General features: G+C 45.4%; 10 protein-coding genes and 3 pseudogenes. 2 read left to right on the top strand and 11 right to left on the bottom strand.

Annotated features, from left to right (window positions below):
• The first annotated feature begins 44 nt into the window (after positions 1 to 44).
• Both A3SI_RS05830 and A3SI_RS05825 read left to right on the top strand, forming a co-directional pair.
• Positions 45 to 1,823 carry a tetratricopeptide repeat protein gene (locus A3SI_RS05830; RefSeq protein ID WP_009054301.1) on the top strand — a complete coding sequence of 593 codons (1,779 nt, stop codon included), beginning with the start codon at positions 45 to 47 and terminating at the stop codon, positions 1,821 to 1,823.
• Positions 1,824 to 1,827: 4 nt separating this feature from the next.
• Positions 1,828 to 2,895 carry a pyridoxal-phosphate dependent enzyme gene (locus A3SI_RS05825; protein ID WP_009054300.1) on the top strand — a complete coding sequence of 356 codons (1,068 nt, stop codon included), beginning with the start codon at positions 1,828 to 1,830 and terminating at the stop codon, positions 2,893 to 2,895.
• A gap of 27 nt (positions 2,896 to 2,922) precedes the next feature.
• On the opposite strand, the gene A3SI_RS22280 is transcribed toward A3SI_RS05825, so the two are convergent.
• From A3SI_RS22280 to mnmG, 11 genes and pseudogenes are all read right to left on the bottom strand, one after another.
• The gene (locus A3SI_RS22280) at positions 2,923 to 3,237 is read right to left on the bottom strand and encodes an MFS transporter (protein WP_316929097.1); all 315 of its coding nucleotides are present in this window, start codon (positions 3,235 to 3,237) and stop codon (positions 2,923 to 2,925) included.
• Positions 3,128 to 4,186 (bottom strand): MFS transporter, encoded by a 1,059-nt coding sequence (locus tag A3SI_RS05820; RefSeq protein WP_009054299.1) that lies wholly within the window; start codon positions 4,184 to 4,186, stop codon positions 3,128 to 3,130. Before A3SI_RS05820 ends, A3SI_RS22280 begins: the two co-directional genes overlap by 110 nt.
• 157 nt (positions 4,187 to 4,343) lie before the next feature.
• Positions 4,344 to 6,141 (bottom strand): annotated as a pseudogene (locus tag A3SI_RS05815) (acyl-CoA dehydrogenase family protein).
• 34 nt (positions 6,142 to 6,175) lie between these two features.
• Positions 6,176 to 7,350: pseudogene (locus A3SI_RS05810) on the bottom strand (thiolase family protein).
• Between the two features lie 116 nt (positions 7,351 to 7,466).
• Complete coding sequence (locus tag A3SI_RS05805; RefSeq protein ID WP_009054285.1) at positions 7,467 to 9,872, bottom strand: 3-hydroxyacyl-CoA dehydrogenase/enoyl-CoA hydratase family protein; 2,406 nt, start codon at positions 9,870 to 9,872, stop codon at positions 7,467 to 7,469.
• A gap of 11 nt (positions 9,873 to 9,883) precedes the next feature.
• The gene (locus A3SI_RS05800; protein ID WP_040670306.1) at positions 9,884 to 10,360 is read right to left on the bottom strand and encodes a MarR family winged helix-turn-helix transcriptional regulator; all 477 of its coding nucleotides are present in this window, start codon (positions 10,358 to 10,360) and stop codon (positions 9,884 to 9,886) included.
• A gap of 322 nt (positions 10,361 to 10,682) precedes the next feature.
• A complete protein-coding gene (locus A3SI_RS05795; protein WP_009054282.1) occupies positions 10,683 to 12,437 on the bottom strand; it encodes an AMP-dependent synthetase/ligase in 1,755 nt (584 codons plus the stop codon).
• 435 nt (positions 12,438 to 12,872) lie between these two features.
• Positions 12,873 to 14,576, bottom strand: a complete 1,704-nt coding sequence (locus tag A3SI_RS05790; RefSeq protein WP_238531616.1) for an Ig-like domain-containing domain — start codon at positions 14,574 to 14,576, stop codon at positions 12,873 to 12,875.
• Positions 14,577 to 14,662: 86 nt separating this feature from the next.
• Positions 14,663 to 15,250: a class I SAM-dependent methyltransferase gene (locus A3SI_RS05785; protein ID WP_009054280.1), complete on the bottom strand. Its 588-nt coding sequence runs from the start codon at positions 15,248 to 15,250 to the stop codon at positions 14,663 to 14,665.
• A 25-nt stretch (positions 15,251 to 15,275) separates the two neighbouring features.
• Positions 15,276 to 15,554, bottom strand: coding sequence for a hypothetical protein (locus tag A3SI_RS20270; RefSeq protein WP_238531615.1), 279 nt, complete (start codon positions 15,552 to 15,554; stop codon positions 15,276 to 15,278).
• 7 nt (positions 15,555 to 15,561) lie between these two features.
• A pseudogene (gene mnmG / locus A3SI_RS05780) lies at positions 15,562 to 17,428 on the bottom strand (tRNA uridine-5-carboxymethylaminomethyl(34) synthesis enzyme MnmG).
• Positions 17,429 to 17,646 lie beyond the last annotated feature (218 nt).

The raw sequence follows: 17,646 nt of genomic DNA, 5'->3' as shown, positions 1-17,646 counted from the left end.
CCCCACTCACCCGATGTAAAGTCGCACCTTCCCTATTTTGGTGCTTGCTTTGCTGCTATTGGATCAGCTTCGGCCCCCTTGCCGCCAGGCAAAACCCCTCTCCTGAGCGTGAGGAATACCGTGCCCTTATCGACAGTGCGGAACAGCTTCAGCGGGCTGGGGACTACACGCTGGCCATACAAACCTGCGAGCAAGCCTACCGTGGAACTGCTGATCAGGCATTTCTTCAGGACCTGCGTGCGGAGGCGGCCATGCGGATCGGTTCGCTTTATGCTTGGCAGTCTCAGATGGAGCAGGCGCTACAGTATCTGCTGGAGGCGAGTACACTTTTTACGGCATTAGACGATGGCATGATGGCGGCACGAACGCTGAATAATATTGCTGCCATTTATCAGGAATTAGACGATCTAAAACAGGCTGAGGAGTACCTAAAAAAAGCCCTTGCCTTTATGAATCGGCTGAATCACCTGCCAGGTATCGCTGTCATTTCTGGCAATTTAGGAAATTTATATGCACGTCTGGAGCGCTTCGAAGAAGCTAAGGACTTCTTAAATCGGGCCTACGAGCTGCAGGTGTCCTTAGAAAATCCCGTGGGTCAAGCGTATAGCCTAAACTACTTGGGCGGGGTCTTCGAAAAGGAAGGGCGTACCCAAGAGGCCATCGCGAATTATGAGCTGGCCTTACAGATAGAAGAGGAGATCGGAGAGCATTTTCTTATGATGCATTCCTATTTTAATCTGGCGCAGCTCTACCAGCTGGAGGCAGCAACTTACGCGCTGGCGGAGTCGTACTACGCGCAGGCCGCTGAAAAGGCCCTTCAAATCGGCTCTCCTAAAATGGGGCTACGGATTTTGGATGCACAGGCTGCTCTGGCCGCGCTTAGGGGAGATTTTCAGCTGGCCTATGCGCTATCTACCCGCTCACGCGAGGAGGCGGACAGCCTGGCCTTACTGGAGCGAAACGAGCAGGTGGCGGAAATGCAAGCTAAATTCGATCTAAGCCAAAAGGAAACTGAAATTCTAGCCCTCTCGCAGGCGAATGAAATTCAGCAGCTGCAGCTCGCACGCCGTAATACCCTCCTGGCTGGTGGCCTGGGCACCCTGCTGCTTCTACTTATCGCAGGCTATACCTATACCAGTAAAAAGAGCTTGGAAAGCCGTATCGTACAGTTGGACGCTGAACAGCGCTGGCGGCGGGGTCAGATGAACCCCCACTTTTTATTCAATGCCCTTAACGCCTTGCGGTCCGTCGTTCTGCAGGAGCGCGTGGCCGACGCTGATAGCTACTTGAATGCCTTTTCCCAGCTGATGCGCAAGGCCCTAGATGCATCCGAGCAGGAATTTATCGACCTGGAGGAGGAGCTACAGTTTCTTCAGCACTATGTGCAGCTGCAGCAGTTGCGCTTCCCGGGGCACTTTCGCTATGAGGTAGACGTGGCAGCGGAGCTGCAACATCTGGGTGTGCGTCTCCCCGTGATGCTACTACAGCCCCTGCTGGAAAATGCCATCGAACATGGACTTCGCCATCGTGCTCCTGGAGGTCACCTGACCCTACGGATTTTACCGAAGGTGGCTGGCGCTACGGATGAGGGCGCCCCTATTCGGATAGAAGTGGAAGACGATGGGATCGGACGGGCAGCTTCTGCGGCACTCTATGCCCAGCAAGTGCGCGGTCATGTCTCTAAGGCCACAGGAATCATCAAAGAACGCATCGAGCTGATGCGTGAACGAAACGCTTTCCCTATCGTTTACGCTGTAGAAGATCTACATGCAGACGGCACGGGCACCTTAGTATGCTTGGACATGCCGCTAAAAACCTTTTAAGCTGATGGCGATTCGACGTTTTTACCTCCAAAACCCCGATTTTAACATAGGGCTCAGTGCCGCGCAGCTGGAAATGCTGCAGGACAATCGGGCCATCGCTTATCATGAACGATTACCGGCTTATCGGATGGCTCCTGTGCGACTACAGCGCTTAGCACACTGTCCGGCGCCGATTTTCATAAAAGATGAAAGCGAGCGTTTCGGGCTTCAGGCCTTTAAGGCGCTGGGTGCCTCCTATGCTCTACACCGCCTACTGGAACGCGAACCCTCCATACAAGGGGTCTGCACTGCCACAGATGGAAATCATGGGCGCTCACTGGCTTGGTCCGCCGCACGGGAGGGCTTGCCTGCATTGATTTTCGTACCTCGGGAGGTGTCGGCTGCTCGCAAGTTAGCGATTGAAAAAGAGGGTGCTGAGGTTCAGCAGTTAGACTTGAATTATGATGAGACGGTCGCCTTTGCGCTGGCGCAAAGTCAGGTAAGGGGCCTTACATGCGTTCAAGATACTGCTTGGGAAGGCTACACGGAGATTCCCTCTTGGATCATGGCGGGCTATCGAACGCACCTGATAGAGCTGGAACGGCAGGGTGTTTTTAAGCGTTTATCGCAGAATAGCTGGGTGTTTTTGCAAGTAGGCGTAGGCTCTTGGGCAGCTGCCGTGGCGCTTTATTTGTATGAACGCTTTGGAAGGGAGATGCCGCAGGTGCTGCTGGTGGAGCCCGAAGGATCGGCGGGATTTCTGAGCAGTTTGGAGGCAGGATATCGAAGAGCACCTGAATTCGAAGGGCCGACCACTATGGGAGGCTTGCAGTGTGGCATTCCTTCCAGTTTAGCTTGGCCCATTTTACGTGCATTAAGTCGGGGGGCGCTAACTATTAGTGAAGAGGCAGCAGCAGCGACCCTTCAGTTTTTTAAAGGGCAGGTAGATTTTGGCGCTTCAGGAGTGGCGGGCATGGCTGCGGTGCGTTCCTTGGTACAGGATTCGGAGGTGGAAAAATTGCGCGAAGCGCTCCACTACTCGGCAGTAGATGGCATTTTAGTCTTCAACACGGAGGGAGCTCTTCTGTCCTGACATTTTTTCGAAGTATTTCTCCATATATCATGGATTCATTTCGTGCATGACTTCCTTTCCATTCGGCATTCGCAGCAGGATCAATACCCCTGAGGCTATGGTTAGGGCACCGATGGTGACGATAGCCGCGGAGATACCAAAATAATCTGCTAAAACTCCCGATAACATCGCCCCGAAGGCATATCCAAGATCCCTCCAAAGTCGGAAAGTCCCGATACTTTCGGCCCTCTGGCTAGGGTGTGTGGCGCTGGCTATAGTGGCCAAGAATGTCGGATAAACCAGTGCGGTACCCAAGCCAAGTACCACAGCCATCAGCGCGATCCCTGTAAAGGAAGTCCAGATGGTAATGCCGATGATGGCCACCCCTTGCGCCAGCATTCCCCATCACCAAGAGAGGCTTTTTCGCCAATACATCCGCTAATTTTCCTGTGAAAAGTTGACCCAAGCCCCATACGGTGGGATACAATGCGGTTAAAATAGCGGCATCTGCGGTAGAAAACTGGTTTTGGAGGAGTAAAACAGGCAGAAGTCCCCAAATCATGCCATCGTTTAAATTATTTATTAGGCCAGCCTGTGTAACTGTACTTAAGGTCTTGTTACTAAATGTTGTGGCCAAAAAAATATTGGGAAAGATAGCTTGCGTACTAAGCTCTGGCGCTGAAGATTCAGCCTGCATGTGCTGTATAGTATCTTTGACGAAAAAAACTGAAAAGAATAGACCCAATAAACTAATACCTATACCGAGGTAAAAAGGATAGGGATGGACACCAAAATTCGATGCGACAAGACCTGTAAGAAAAGCGATTAGGCCTACGGCAAAATAACCTGCAAACTCATTAATGCCCATGGCGAAACCCCTATTTTTTTGTCCCACGAGGTCGATTTTCATAATCACCGCGGCACTCCACGTTAACCCTTGGCTGATACCCAGTAGGATATTAGCTGCTATGACCCAGTTCCATGTGGGGGCAACTAAAAGTAGCATCGGTACGGGAAGGGCTATAATCCAGCCCACTACTAAGAGCTTTTTTCTACCTAATCGCTGCGCTAAACGGCCTGTATAGTAGTTTGCGATGGCCTTCGAGATGCCGAATGCAAGAATAAACGTAAGCATCACTGAGGTAGAAACTAGCCCGAAGCGAACGGAGGCAAATTCCGGTAAAATACTTCTCTCCATTCCGATCATACCGCCTACGAAAGCATTAACCAGTACGAGAAGTGCGAACTGTTGCCAATTTTCTCGCAGACCTAAAGTGATTTTATTAGAAGTATTTGACTTTAAAACAGACATACACGCAATTTACGCCGCTCTGCTGCCAAAATCTGTTCCTTTTATCACATAAGGCTTTTACTTTTTCCAAAATCCGATCGAAAGGTATTTCTATAAAAAAAAGGCCTCCTACGAATAGGAGGCCTTACACTTATTTACTTAGGGGCACTTCAGCTTATTAAGAAAAGGGGTATTTTCCTTTTTCGATCATGTAATCTGCGATCTCACGACGTAAAGAACGTGTATCGATTAGATCCATTTTAGTGAAGCGCTTCAAGCCCATGAGCATCACTTTCTGCTCATCACCCTTCGTGAAAGAGGCGATGGCTTCTTTTGCTGCCACATTGATTTTATCTGCTGCTTCTGCTAGATAAATACGCGCCATGTTGATCTGATGCTTTGTCGCTTCCTCACCTTGGATGCTCGGCAAGTTTCTCAGCCCGTAGGATAGCAGATTCTGCAGCATAAATTTCGATCATCACATCTGCGAGGTTCATCATGATTTCCTGCTCAGACTCGATGCGATCCTGCAGAGCCATCGCCGCTTTACCGCCTACCATGAGGAAGACCTTCTTCAGCTTTTTAATCACTTCTTTTTCTGCTGCGAAAAGCTCAGAAGTGTCGATAGAATCGAAGCTTGGTACAGAAGTAAGCTCTTTCGATACGGCCATAGCAGGATCGAAGAGATTCACCTCTCCTTTCATCGCACGCTTAAGGAGCATTCCTACCATAAGCATACGGTTGATTTCATTTGTACCTTCGTAGATACGTGCGATACGGGCATCACGATAGGCACGCTCCATCGGTGCATCGGCCGAATAGCCCATACCACCATATACCTGTACGCCCTGATCCACGACATAATCCAGAACCTCCGAGCCATGGATTTTAGAAATCGCACATTCGATCGCGAACTGCTCTACTCCTTTTAATTTCGCTTCCGTAGGATCCATACCTTCCTCGATAAGCGCAGCGATACGGTCTTCTACATCCTGACCCGCACGGTAAGAGAGGGACTCACTCACGAAAGTCTTCACTGCCATTTCAGCGATTTTAGATTTTATGGCACCGAAGGTATTGATGGACACTCCGAACTGCTTACGTTCTGTAGAATACTTGATGGCATGGGAGATAACCGTTCTACATCCACCTAGGACACCTGCACCTAACTTGATACGTCCGATGTTTAGGATGTTTACGGCGATTTTAAACCCATTACCACGATCGGAGAGCATGTTTTCTACAGGCACCTTGCAGTCGTTAAAGAACACCTGGCGGGTCGAAGAACCCTTAATACCCATTTTCTTCTCCTCCTCGTTCATGGTGATGCCACCGAAATCCTTCTCTACGATAAAGGCAGTCAAATTTTTATCGTCTTCTATTTTCGCGAACACGATGAAAATATCCGCAAATCCCGCATTCGAGATCCACATTTTCTGACCATTAATGACATAATGCTTACCATCTTCGGTAAGTACGGCTTTGGTTTTACCGCTATTAGCATCAGAACCTGCATCTGGCTCGGTCAAGCAGTAGCAAGCTGCCCACTCGCCTGTCGCTAGCTTAGGAAGATACTTGGATTTCTGCTCCTCATTTCCATAGTACAAGATCGGAAGAGTACCGATACCTGTATGTGCTCCGTAAGTGGTAGAGAAGGCTCCAGCAGCTCCGATGATATCTGCGATTAGCATCGAGGTGTTAAAGCTCATTCCCATCCCCCCGAATTCTTCAGGCACTGAAATACCTAAAAGACCGAGCTCTCCTGCTTTCTTAAAAATAGCTGGCACTAATTCAGGGTGCTTCATCGAATCGATTTCCTCCATCTTCGGAGTAATTTCGGTGTCGATGAAATCCTGACAAGCCTGCGCCATCATGCGCTGCTCCTCATTAAACTCTTCGAAGATAAAGATATCTTGGGCTTGGGTTTCCTTAATAAGGAATTCTCCTCCGTTAATTGATTGTTTTTGCGTTAGCATAATGATAACCTTTAATGCGTTTAATTTTCGTGTCTTATTTCAGTAATTCTACCACACCGGCTACACCCTGACCACCGCCGACACAAGCGGTAACGAGTCCATATTTGCCGTTCCTTCTTCTAAGCTCATTGATAATTTGGACGGTGAGCTTAGCACCAGTACATCCGAGTGGGTGTCCGAGTGCCACCGCACCACCATTCACATTCACAATATCCGGATTCATATCCAGCGACTTGATTACTGCGAGACCCTGTGCTGCAAAAGCCTCGTTTAATTCGATAAGGTCGATGTCTCCCAAGCCGATACCTGCTTGCTTTAGCGCTTTCGGCACGGCTTCCTTCGGGCCTATACCCATGATACGCGGCTCCACGCCCGCTACACTGTAAGACACTAGGCGTGCTACTGGCTCTAAATTGAGCTCTTTCACCATGCGCTCTGACATCACGAGGACGAAAGCGGCACCATCAGACGTTTGGGAAGAGTTCCCCGCTGTGACCTGACCTCCCTGTCGGAAAGCAGGACGGAGATTTGCTAAGGCCTCCATGGTGTACCCTTTCGAGGTCCTTCATCGGTGTCTACGATATACTTGCGCGTCTTACGCTTGCCTTTCTCATCCAGGTAGGTTTCTTCTACTTCCACAGGCACGATCTCGTCTTTAAAACGCCCTTCGGCGATAGCCGCTAGTGCTTTTTCGTGAGAGCGAACGGAGAAGGCATCGGCATCTTCTCGTGTGATGTCATATTCACCCGCCAGCTCCTCCGCCGTGAGGCCCATGCTGAGGTAGTAATCAGGCGTCTGAGAAGCTATTTTCCAGTTGAGGGCCGTTTTATACCCCATCATAGGAACCATGGACATGGACTCTGTACCACCTGCAATGATGCAGTCTGCCATGCCGGCTTTGATTTTGCCTGCGGCCAAAGCGATGGCTTCTAAGCCCGATCCGCAGTATCTATTGATGATAAAACCTGGAACCTCTTTTCCGAGGGCCAAAAGGGAAATCATCCGGCCCATCTGCATGCCTTGTTCTGCTTCAGGTATGGCATTTCCTACGATGAGGTCATCCACCCTTTTCGGGTCTAGGCCTGGGGTTTTTTCCACTAAGAACTTAATCACGTCAGCGGCTAAGTCATCTGGGCGATAAAATCTAAAGCCACCTTTCTTTGCCTTGCCCACTGCTGAGCGAAATCCATTTACGATATATGCTTCCATGTGTTGAATGTCGTTATTTTGTGTTTTTGTTTTTCCGTGCTCATCCATGTTTGGATACATGGTAAGGGGCCTGAAAACCGTTCACTTTGGCCTTTAGGCCCCCGCCTTAAAAACGCTTAATTTCTTAGCGGCTTTCCTTTAAATAGAATGCTGTGAATACGCTCCAGTGTTTTCTGCTCACCTGTTAAGCTGAGGAAGGCCTCACGCTCTAGGTCTAGCAGATACTGCTCGCTCACTTCGGTCGGGCTGGATAAATCACCTCCGGCCATCACATAAGCCAGCTTACGGGCGATTTTCGCATCGTGCTCGGAGATGTATTTTCCATACTGCATGCCAGTGATACCTGCTTCGAAGAGCGCCAGGGCCGTTTTTCCGAGCACACGAATATCCGTGCGGTGAATCGGCTGTGTATAGCCGGCCTCATCTAAGCTGAGTACCTTGGCTTTGGCGTCCGCCAAAACACGTTTTCTATTTAAGGTAATGGCGTCCTTGTCCGCTAAATAACCCAGCCCATAGGCCTCTTTAGCGGAAGTAGATACCTTCGCCATCGCGATATTCATGAAATATTCCTGTAAACGGTTAAGCTCCACGTCGCCGGACTTCACCTGATCGGCAAAGCGCAGGGTCATTTCTTTCGTTCCACCACCAGCAGGGATCAGGCCGACACCTACTTCGACGAGACCCATATAAAGTTCTGCATGAGCCTGAATGGCGTCTGCATGCAGGGAAAGTTCACAACCGCCACCAAGTGCCATATTGTGAGGCGCCACTACTACTGGCACAGAGGAGTAACGTGCACGCATCATGGTGTTTTGGAACTGTGCGATCATCAGGTTGATTTCATCAAAATCCTGATCTCCAGCGAACATAAACAGCATGGCTAGATTCGCCCCTGCGGAGAAGTTACCTCCCTCATTTCCGATAACAAGTCCCTTAGCGGATTTTTCTGCCATGGTGATGGCGGTATTAATGCCTTCGATAACTTCGGCACCTAAGGAATTCATTTTCGTGTGGAACTCTAATCCGTAAACATCATCCCCTAAATCATGGAGTGTGGCACCCGCATTCCCCCAAACTTTTTTATTAGCAGCTTTAAGGGTATCCAAAAGGATAAATTCTCCTGTTCCTGGGATAGTCTGATACGATTTGGACTGGATGTCGTAGTATTTCTTCTGGCCGGACTCTACTTTATAGAAACTTTCATGTCCAGCGGCTAACATTTCATGTACCCAGTCAGCGGCCTTTTCTCCAGCAGCTTCCATTTTCTCTACCGTTTCTTTTACGCCGAGAATATCCCAGGTCTCGAATGGACCTAACTCCCAGCCGAAACCTGCGCATACCGCCTGGTCGATGCGATAGAGTTCATCCGAAATCTCAGGAATACGGTGTGAAACGTACTTGAATAAATCATAGAAGGAAGCCCGGTAGAATTCCCCTGCCTTATCTTCGAAGTTCACAAGGAACTTGATGCGTTTTTTCAGATCATCTATTTCCTTCGAAGCCTCGAGCGCCTTGAATTTTGGCTTTTCGGCATCCTTATATTCGAAGGTATTAAAGTCAAGCTCTTTCAGTTCTTTACGTCCATCCTTATGACGGATCATTTTAAAGTAACCCTGACCCGTTTTATCACCTAGCCACTTATTTTCATAGAGCACTTCCACGATTTTAGGAAGCTTGAATTTTTCTCTGGACTCATCCTCTGTAAGGGTTTTGTACAGGTTATTCGCTACATTCACTGTAGTATCCAAACCGACGACATCCATGGTTCTAAAGGTGGCTGACTTGGCTCTACCGATAACGGTTCCGGTCAACTTATCTACTTCAGAAACGCCGAGACCCATCTTTTCTACGGTATGCATGCCTGAAATGATGGCATAGACACCGATTCTATTCGCGATAAAGGCAGGTGTATCTTTACATAAAACAGTTTCTTTACCGAGGAAACGATCGCCATAGTGCATAAGGAAATCTATGATTTCTGGCTTGGTTTCTGGTGCTGGGATAATTTCTAAAAGACGCAGATAGCGTGGAGGGTTAAAAAAGTGCGTGCCCGCAAAGTGCGTTCTAAAGTCTTCCGAACGGCCTTCTGTCATCAGCTGCATCGGAATACCTGAGGTATTAGAGGTAATGAGTGTACCGGGTGTTCTATATTTCTCTACCTTTTCGAAAAGGCTCTGTTTAATATCTAAACGCTCCACCACTACTTCCATGACCCAGTCGTAATCCTTAATTTTAGGGAGATCATCATCGAAGTTACCTGTGGTGACCAAGCTAGCATTTGCTTTATCGTAGAGAGCTGCTGGTTTGGCTTTCAGTGTATTTTCAAATGCGGCATTTACAATGCGGTTGCGCACTGCTTTATCCTCCAAAGAAAGGCCCTTGGCTTTTTCATCATCGCTTAACTCAGATGGGACGATATCTAAAAGAAGCACCTGTACACCGATGTTAGCGAAGTGGCAGGCGATTCTGGATCCCATTACTCCTGAGCCTAGAATAGCTACTTTTTTAATGGTTCGTTTCATAATTTTGGTTTTTAGCTGTCGTATAAGGCCGACTTATACTTATTTGGGTTCACGTTTTCTATTACTATATCTTCGATGACAGACTGGATTTTCTCAAAAACCCGGAAAAAAATGGTTAATTCTTCTTCCGAGACCCTTTCGCGGACATGTAAGTTGAAAGCTTTAATCACCTGGACGGATACTTTTTTCTTTTTAATGCCTTCCTCTGTTAAGAAGATACGCACAGAACGCTTGTCGGTTGGATCTTGCTTTCTATAGATCAGTCCCTTCTCTTCCATACCTTTTAGCATACGGGTTAAACTCCTTGACTCTAGTCCCATCAGCGGCGCTATCTTAGTGGCTGGCGTGCCCTCTTTTGAGTTGATATTGATAAGCACAAACCCAATCGAGGTGGTAAAGCCCTCCTTGGCGGCTTGCTGATTGTACATTCTGGATATGGCGTGCCAGGAACTCTTAATGTGGTGATCGACTGTCTCCTCTCGTTTCATAGGCACTTTATTTATGCATACTAATTTAAGAAAAAAAAAGTTATGCATGCATACTATTAGAGAAAAAAAATGCTGCATGCATAAGAAATTAAGTTGGCATCTTTGGGAGCAAATCCAAATATTATAACAGGTTAAATCAAAATAAACTCTATTTTAGAAATAATATTCTTTTAAAAACTAATAATTCGAAAATTAGTTTCTTGAATTTTTTTTTCGGAATTTTTGTGCTCCGAACGCAGTAATTTCTCCTATGTTACCCCCGACGTGTTAAAAAAAGGACTAACAGTTCCATCTGCTAGTCCTTTCTATCTGTGAACAGGTGCTAAGCGTACAAGCGCTCTATTTCCTTGGCATATTTACTATGGATTATCTTTCTTTTTAGCTTCATCGTAGGGGTTAGCTCTCCTGTCTCCACAGTCCATGGTGCTCCTAGGAGCGTGTAACGCTTTATCTGCTCCCAGTTTCCAAAATACTTGTTGAGCTGCTCGATCTCCCGATCAAATTTCTCCTTAATCTCGGGTTTTTGGATCATCTCCGCATCGGTCGTATAAGGAATATCCTTGTGTTTACAGTAATCCTTCAGGCCATCAAAGCTCGGAACGATAAGTGCCGCTGGATACTTTTGATTTTCCCCTACGATAATGAGCTGTTCGATCAGAGTAGACTCCTTAAACTTATTCTCCATTGGCTGTGGAGCGATGTACTTACCTCCCGAGGTTTTAAACATCTCTTTCTTACGATCAGTGATCTTCAAGTAGTGTTTTTCTACGATTTCTCCGATATCGCCAGTCGAGAACCAACCGTCTTTTACTACCTCAGCAGTCATTTCTGGCTGTTTGTAATAGCCCATCATTACATTAGGGCCTTTTACCATGACCTCGCCATCTTCAGCGATGCGGACTTCTACATCGCGAACGATTTTACCTACGCATCCGATGCGAATATCTTCATGGGAACGTACAGAGGCGGCCACTACGGGAGAGGTTTCTGTCAGTCCGTAGCCTTCGCACACGGGAATGCCAGCACTCCAGAAAACACGAGCCAGTCGTGGCTGCAGCGCAGAGGCACCGCTATTGATTTGGATTATTTGCCCGCCTAGGGCTTCCCTCCATTTACTGAAAATAATTTTATTCGCTAACTTGAGCTGAAAGTTGTAAAAAGCACCTTGATTCTGGTTAGGTTCATACTTGAGACCAAGATTAAGCGCCCAGAAAAAGAGTGATTTTTTTATCCCTGTGAGTTCATACCCTTTTGCCACGATTTTATCGTAGACTTTTTCAAGTAGTCGAGGTACAGTGTTGAAAATCTGTGGCTGCACCTCCTTTAAGTTATCGGCGATAGTCTCCATACTTTTCGCATAATAGATGGAGATACCCATGTACATAAAGCAGAAGGAACCTGTGCGTTCATAGATGTGGCAGAGCGGAAGAAAGCTTAGTGCCTTGGAAGTGCCTTTGGGTGCTACGATGCGATCTTCTACCGCGCGCACATTATGCATAACATTCGCGTGGCTGAGCATAACCCCCTTAGGCCTTCCGGTGGTCCCTGAGGTGTAGATAATGGTAAAGAGGTCCTCTTCCCTCACCTGCTCCTTTAAAGCGTGCAGATCGGCTAGATTACCTGATTCTCCGGAGTCCATGAAATCCTTCCAGAATTTTTCTCCCTTAATTTGATCGAAGGTGTAAATAGGTACCTTTTTTTGGGCATTCGCTACTTTGGCTTTTGCCAAAATTTCCTCGTCACCGACAAAGATCATGGCTACCTCGGCATGATCAAATATATAGGCATAATCATCCGCCGAGATCGTCGGATACATCGGAACTGAAATAGCATGGACCTGCTGTAAGGCGAGATCTATGAAATTCCATTCGGGACGGTTATTCGAGATGATGGCTACCTTGTCGCCTTTTTGAATACCAGCTTGGAGAAGCGCAAGACTGACATTATCCACGATCTGTTTAACGTCGCGAGAAGAATAGCTTCTCCAGCTTCCATTGGTTTTTTGGGCGAGTGCCACTTCTTTGTCGTATTGAGCGATTTGATGATCGATGATATCAAAGAGCCTGGTTACTTTCATGGTTATATGGGTTTGGGATGTTGAAAATATTAAAAAGTTAGCCGTTATGCAAATCCACTGTCCACACCCTATTTAGTAATTATATAAGTATATATAAAAAAAACTATTATTGTTATTAAGGCGTGCATAAGTGGATAACTTCTTGGTAGCTTTTTATCCACGGTATTCTGCACCATTTATGCACGTGATTGGAGCTTTATCCACAAGTTGTGAACGTGTACTTAGCTGTAAATGTAGGTTTTATCGTATTATCCACATTTTGGCCTTATTTTCCACTTTCTGCCCTACGTGTGTATCTCTGTGTGCATAACAGAAACTTAACTTGTGCATAACCTAGCGTTTATCCTCAGCTTAAAATTCTGATCTCGAAATTTAGAGCCTGCTGGGGATAAGCCTTCCTTTATGCACAAGTTATCCTGATTTATCCACGCTTATTTACTGCTTATCCACAGGGTTTTCTACCTTGTTTTCCAGCCATTCTTGGATTTTCAAGTCCATTTGTTCCGGTGTTAGAATGGGTTCAATGACACTTTTTGGAGCCTCCTCCTTAGCTTTTGGTCTCCATCCCAGGGGTGGTGTTTCTGTGATAGTAATGTTATTCTCCCATCCAGCTTTTAAAATGACATCCCGTTTATTTTTTTCTGCCTCTGGATTGATCGCATAAAATACCTCTTCTGCTTGCCTTCCCTCATAGAAATTAGAAGGATCCCACCTGTTGTTTTCATTAGCATCCACGATGACTCTCACCTGATAGGTGTCTGGATCCACCTGTGTAAATGCCACAGTTTTCTCTTTTGTCGTGATGTGTCGGATGACTTCTTCCTTCTTAAGCAGCTCATAGCGGAAGGGCCCTTCTTTTTCTGTTACGTAGGTAATTCCTAGTCGTTCAGCTAATGTTTCTGGATTAGATCGTTTAAAATTTACTTCTACCTTACCTTCAAAAAACAACCCTTCTACATCTAAGAATGTAGAATCTGCAGCGGATAGTTTAAAGTTTCGCGTTGTGCTTACGGTGTCTATAATGCTTAGATCGATGCGTATATCTGTTCGTTTAGCTGAATCTAAGAAGCTTATCCATTCTTTTTGTACCGGTATGACACTTGCGGAATCGTATTGTATGAGAAGGGAATCTAAACGTATTTCTGCTATGGGTTTATTGAAATTTATTTCTGCTGTGAATGCCTTCAAAAAGCTTTTACCGCTATTGGTCTTAACCTCTAGCTTCTCTTTTCTTCTTTCGCTGCTCTCAAATTTAGCGAATAGCACGGTATCAATATGGAATCCTACGGAGTCTTTAAACTGTAGGCGCATCGATGTGCTGTCTTCCTGTAGTGCCGTATGATAGAAGCGTAGTGTTTTTTCGTTTAATCGGTAAAAAAGTGTTTTACCTATATCCTCATTTTCCAGTTCTATTTTCACTGGTGTTTTACTTAAAACGATATCAAAGTTGCTTCCAGAGCTTGCGGCGCGTGTAATTTTAAAGTCGGAGAGATCCGCCTTACTGATGTAAAACTGTAGGTCTTTGACGTTTTCTTTTATCTGAATGGTATCTAAGATAAAGCCATAAGCCTCTGTTTTATCTTCCGCTTTTATGGAATTATTATCATCGTGCCAAGCATAGGCCATGTATTTTCCTGGTCGTAGGTTGGTCATCCTAAAATTACCACTCGTATCTGCGTTGGCTACATAATAGGGTGGTGCTGTGAGTACATTCGTGGTATCCCCTACTTCATAGAGACCTACGAGTACATCTTCCATTTTATTCCTAGGAAAAATAAAGCGTACATTTCCTTCAGCTGTTAAGCTATCGATATCAGGACCTGTGGAAAATACCAGCTTTAAATTTTCAGCTGGATTTCCCTCTGAAATGTCCTGAATACTTTTTTGAAAGTTGAATAGGTAAGTCGTACTGTCTTCTAGCTCCTGGTTCAACTTGATCAGGACTCGATTTCGATTAGCCGTTATCTCCATTTCATCCTTTTTTACCCGCGGAGTGATAATAATTTGTTTGAGTGCATTATCTAGCTTCACGAACTCATCAAATTCCAATTCTATAACCTCTGGCTTGACATTTCGTGTTTCGTTTTCTGGTTTGATTCGTATCAGTTGAGGCGGTGTTTCGTCTTTTGGACCGCCCATGGGTGTGCTTTGCTGTGCACATGCACCTATCAACAATAAGCTCAATAAAAATAAGAGTGGAATGTAGGGTGAATATACCTGGTTCATTAGATTTTCTTTAGCGTATATTGAATACTTGATGCGCTACGGATGTTTTTTCTGGCTGCCCAGTAAGACTTCAGACCCATGAAGAAGCCCTTTATGTAGTGATTTAACGTAGATGCCTCTGGGTTTTTATATGTTTCAGATAAGAGACTGACATAAAAACTATCAAAGGGCATGAGCTCCTCTGTTATAATTTCAAATTTAAACTTTTCACATAGATAGTGGATGCTTTCCCTGTTAAAGTGGTACAAGTGCCGCGGTACATCGTATGCTGCCCAGTATTCCTGATACATAGATCGCTCATATGCGTCATGATTAGGAACAGCCACGATAAGGTAGCCTCCTTCTCGTAGCGCCTTTCTAAGCCGTTTTAAGGTGGATCTCAGGTCATGTATATGTTCTAATACATGGTACAGTGTAATGACATCGTAGCTATCCCTATTCAAGTTATCTAGGCTTTCTTCTAATGGAATTCCTTTTTTAAGAATCTGGTTTTTCGCTTGTTCATTTGGTTCAAATGCTGCCACTTCCCACCCCGCTTCTCTCGCTGCCTCTGGTAAATATCCCAAGCCACTTCCTACATCCAGCATTTTTTTATGTGCTGTCTGTAAGCCGTTAAGGTGCTTTATCTTTTTTTGAAGGTTGATTCCGCGTACCCTTTTTGTAAAGCCATGTTTTCAGTCCAGCACCTTCATCTTTGTGGGAGGTGTAGTTGTCAGAAGCATAATAGGGAGCTATTTCAGATGCTGTGGGTCTTTTATTTGTAAAATGTAATTTGCACTTCGTGCAATGGCAAAGTGTAAAGGTTTCCTTACTAATCGCATGGTCCTTTACTTTGGTAAAGACAAGAAAACGCCCACTTTTACAAAGTGGGCAGTGTAAGAGGTCTTCCATGTATTTTTTATCTTCCTAGATAAACTGTTAGTATAGAAACATCTGCGGGACTTACTCCGCTTATTCTACTTGCTTGTCCGAGTGTTTCAGGTCTAATTTTGTGTAACTTTTGCTTTCCTTCTGCAGATAAAGCAGGTACTGCGAGGTAATCAAATTGCATCGGAATTTTAAAATTTTCCATTTGATTGATTTTCTCAACCATCTGTTGTTCCTTTTCGATGTAACTGTCGTACTTCACCTGTATTTCTGCTTGTTCTCGTACCTCTTTACTGAACTTGCTCAGATAGTCCGCTAAATCTGTTGTTAGCGTAGCGATGGCATCCAGTCCTAGCTGGGGACGTTTTAGTAGTTTATCAACAGTTATTTTCTCTCTTATTTCAGCTGTTCCGATTCCAGTTAGTTTATCATTTACTTCATCCGGAGTTACCTTTTTTTGAGTTAAATCATGGATTAATCTTTTGGTCTGCTTTTTCTTATTGTTCATGGCTTCATAGCGCTCATGACTGGCTAATCCTATGGCATACCCTTTTTCGGTAAGACGTAGGTCGGCATTGTCTTGGCGTAGCAGCAGTCTGAATTCTGCACGCGATGTAAACATACGATAAGGTTCTTCAGTCCCTTTGGTTATTAAGTCATCGATGAGTACACCTATGTATGCTTCAGAGCGTTTCAGAATAAAAGCTTCCTCTTCTCGCACTTTTCGAATAGCGTTTATTCCTGCTATAAGCCCTTGGGATGCCGCTTCTTCATAACCAGTAGTCCCATTAATTTGCCCAGCAAAATAGAGGTTTTCGATTAGCTGTGTCTCTAATGTGAGTTTCAGCTGGGTAGGTGGGAAGAAATCATATTCTATCGCATAACCGGGCCTGAACATTTTCGCATGTTCAAAACCTGCTATTTTACGCATCGCTTTATACTGTACATCTTCAGGTAGAGATGTTGAAAAGCCGTTCACGTATATCTCTACTGTGTTCCACCCTTCTGGTTCAACGAATATCTGATGCCTTTCTCGTTCAGAGAATCGATTAATTTTATCTTCTATAGATGGGCAGTATCGTGGTCCTAGTCCTTGAATTCGGCCATTAAACATCGGTGAACGATCGAATCCGGTCTCTAATGTTTCGTGTACCTCTTTATTTGTATAGGTAATCCAGCACGAATGTTGCTTTTCGAGTGGTTTGGTTTCGTCTGAATAGGAAAATTTTTCGGGTTGCTCATCACCATATTGAATCTCCATCCTAGAGTAGTCGAGGCTTCTGCCGTCCACACGTGGTGGAGTACCTGTCTTCATTCTTCCCGCTTCAAATCCTAAGCTTATCAGTTGTTCGGTGATACCTTTTGCTGCGGATTCTCCTGTTCTTCCTCCTCCAAATTGTTTTTCTCCTATATGAATTATTCCATTCAGGAAGGTACCATTGGTAAGTACGACAGATTTCGCTTTTATTTCTAGCCCCATACCTGTCTTAACCCCTAAGACATGTCCATCTTTTACGATAAGTTCGCGCACCATTTCTTGCCAAAAGTCGACGTTTGGTGTTTTTTCAAGAGTCTAGTCTCCACTCTTCGGCGAAGCGCATTCGATCATTTTGTGTTCGTGGTGACCACATGGCAGGGCCTTTTGATCTGTTCAGCATACGAAACTGAATCATGGATTTATCAGATATTATCCCTGACATACCCCCTAGCGCATCGATTTCTCGCACGATTTGACCTTTGGCCACCCCACCCATGGCGGGGTTACAAGACATCTGTGCAATGGTATTCATGTTCATCGTGCATAGTAAGACCTTTCCTCCCATGGTAGCGGCAGCATGTGCTGCCTCGCATCCCGCATGTCCTGCACCAACTACTATTACGTCGTATTCTGAAAACATATCTTTATTCTTGTGTTCCACGTGGAACAGTTACTTATTCACTATTATTTTATAGCTCCTGCCTGCATAGAAGCATAGAAGTTAACTAGACTTTCTATGTACGCATGAATCGGTTTCATTTAGAAGCTCATTTGATTTCATTCTACTAATAAAAGCTAATCCGCTACCTTTCGTCCTTCAATTCATTTTGATGATAATTGGTTTCATTTATCCCCTAT

The organism is Nitritalea halalkaliphila LW7 (assembly GCF_000265075.1).
Taxonomy (GTDB): Bacteria; Bacteroidota; Bacteroidia; order Cytophagales; family Cyclobacteriaceae; genus Nitritalea; species Nitritalea halalkaliphila.
The sequence above is the reverse complement of the archived record's forward strand: the minus strand, read 5'-3'. Positions and strand labels throughout refer to the sequence as shown.

What these genes read in the sequence shown, in the direction of transcription:
- A3SI_RS05795 (WP_009054282.1), bottom strand. Translation starts at nt 12,437, where the DNA reads ATGAAAGTAACCAGGCTCTTTGATATCATCGATCATCAAATCGCTCAA.
- A3SI_RS05820 (WP_009054299.1), bottom strand. Translation starts at nt 4,186, where the DNA reads ATGTCTGTTTTAAAGTCAAATACTTCTAATAAAATCACTTTAGGTCTG.
- A3SI_RS05825 (WP_009054300.1), top strand. Translation starts at nt 1,828, where the DNA reads ATGGCGATTCGACGTTTTTACCTCCAAAACCCCGATTTTAACATAGGG.
- A3SI_RS20270 (WP_238531615.1), bottom strand. Translation starts at nt 15,554, where the DNA reads ATGGAAGACCTCTTACACTGCCCACTTTGTAAAAGTGGGCGTTTTCTT.
- A3SI_RS05790 (WP_238531616.1), bottom strand. Translation starts at nt 14,576, where the DNA reads ATGGGCGGTCCAAAAGACGAAACACCGCCTCAACTGATACGAATCAAA.
- A3SI_RS05800 (WP_040670306.1), bottom strand. Translation starts at nt 10,360, where the DNA reads ATGAAACGAGAGGAGACAGTCGATCACCACATTAAGAGTTCCTGGCAC.
- A3SI_RS05785 (WP_009054280.1), bottom strand. Translation starts at nt 15,250, where the DNA reads ATGCTGGATGTAGGAAGTGGCTTGGGATATTTACCAGAGGCAGCGAGA.
- A3SI_RS05805 (WP_009054285.1), bottom strand. Translation starts at nt 9,872, where the DNA reads ATGAAACGAACCATTAAAAAAGTAGCTATTCTAGGCTCAGGAGTAATG.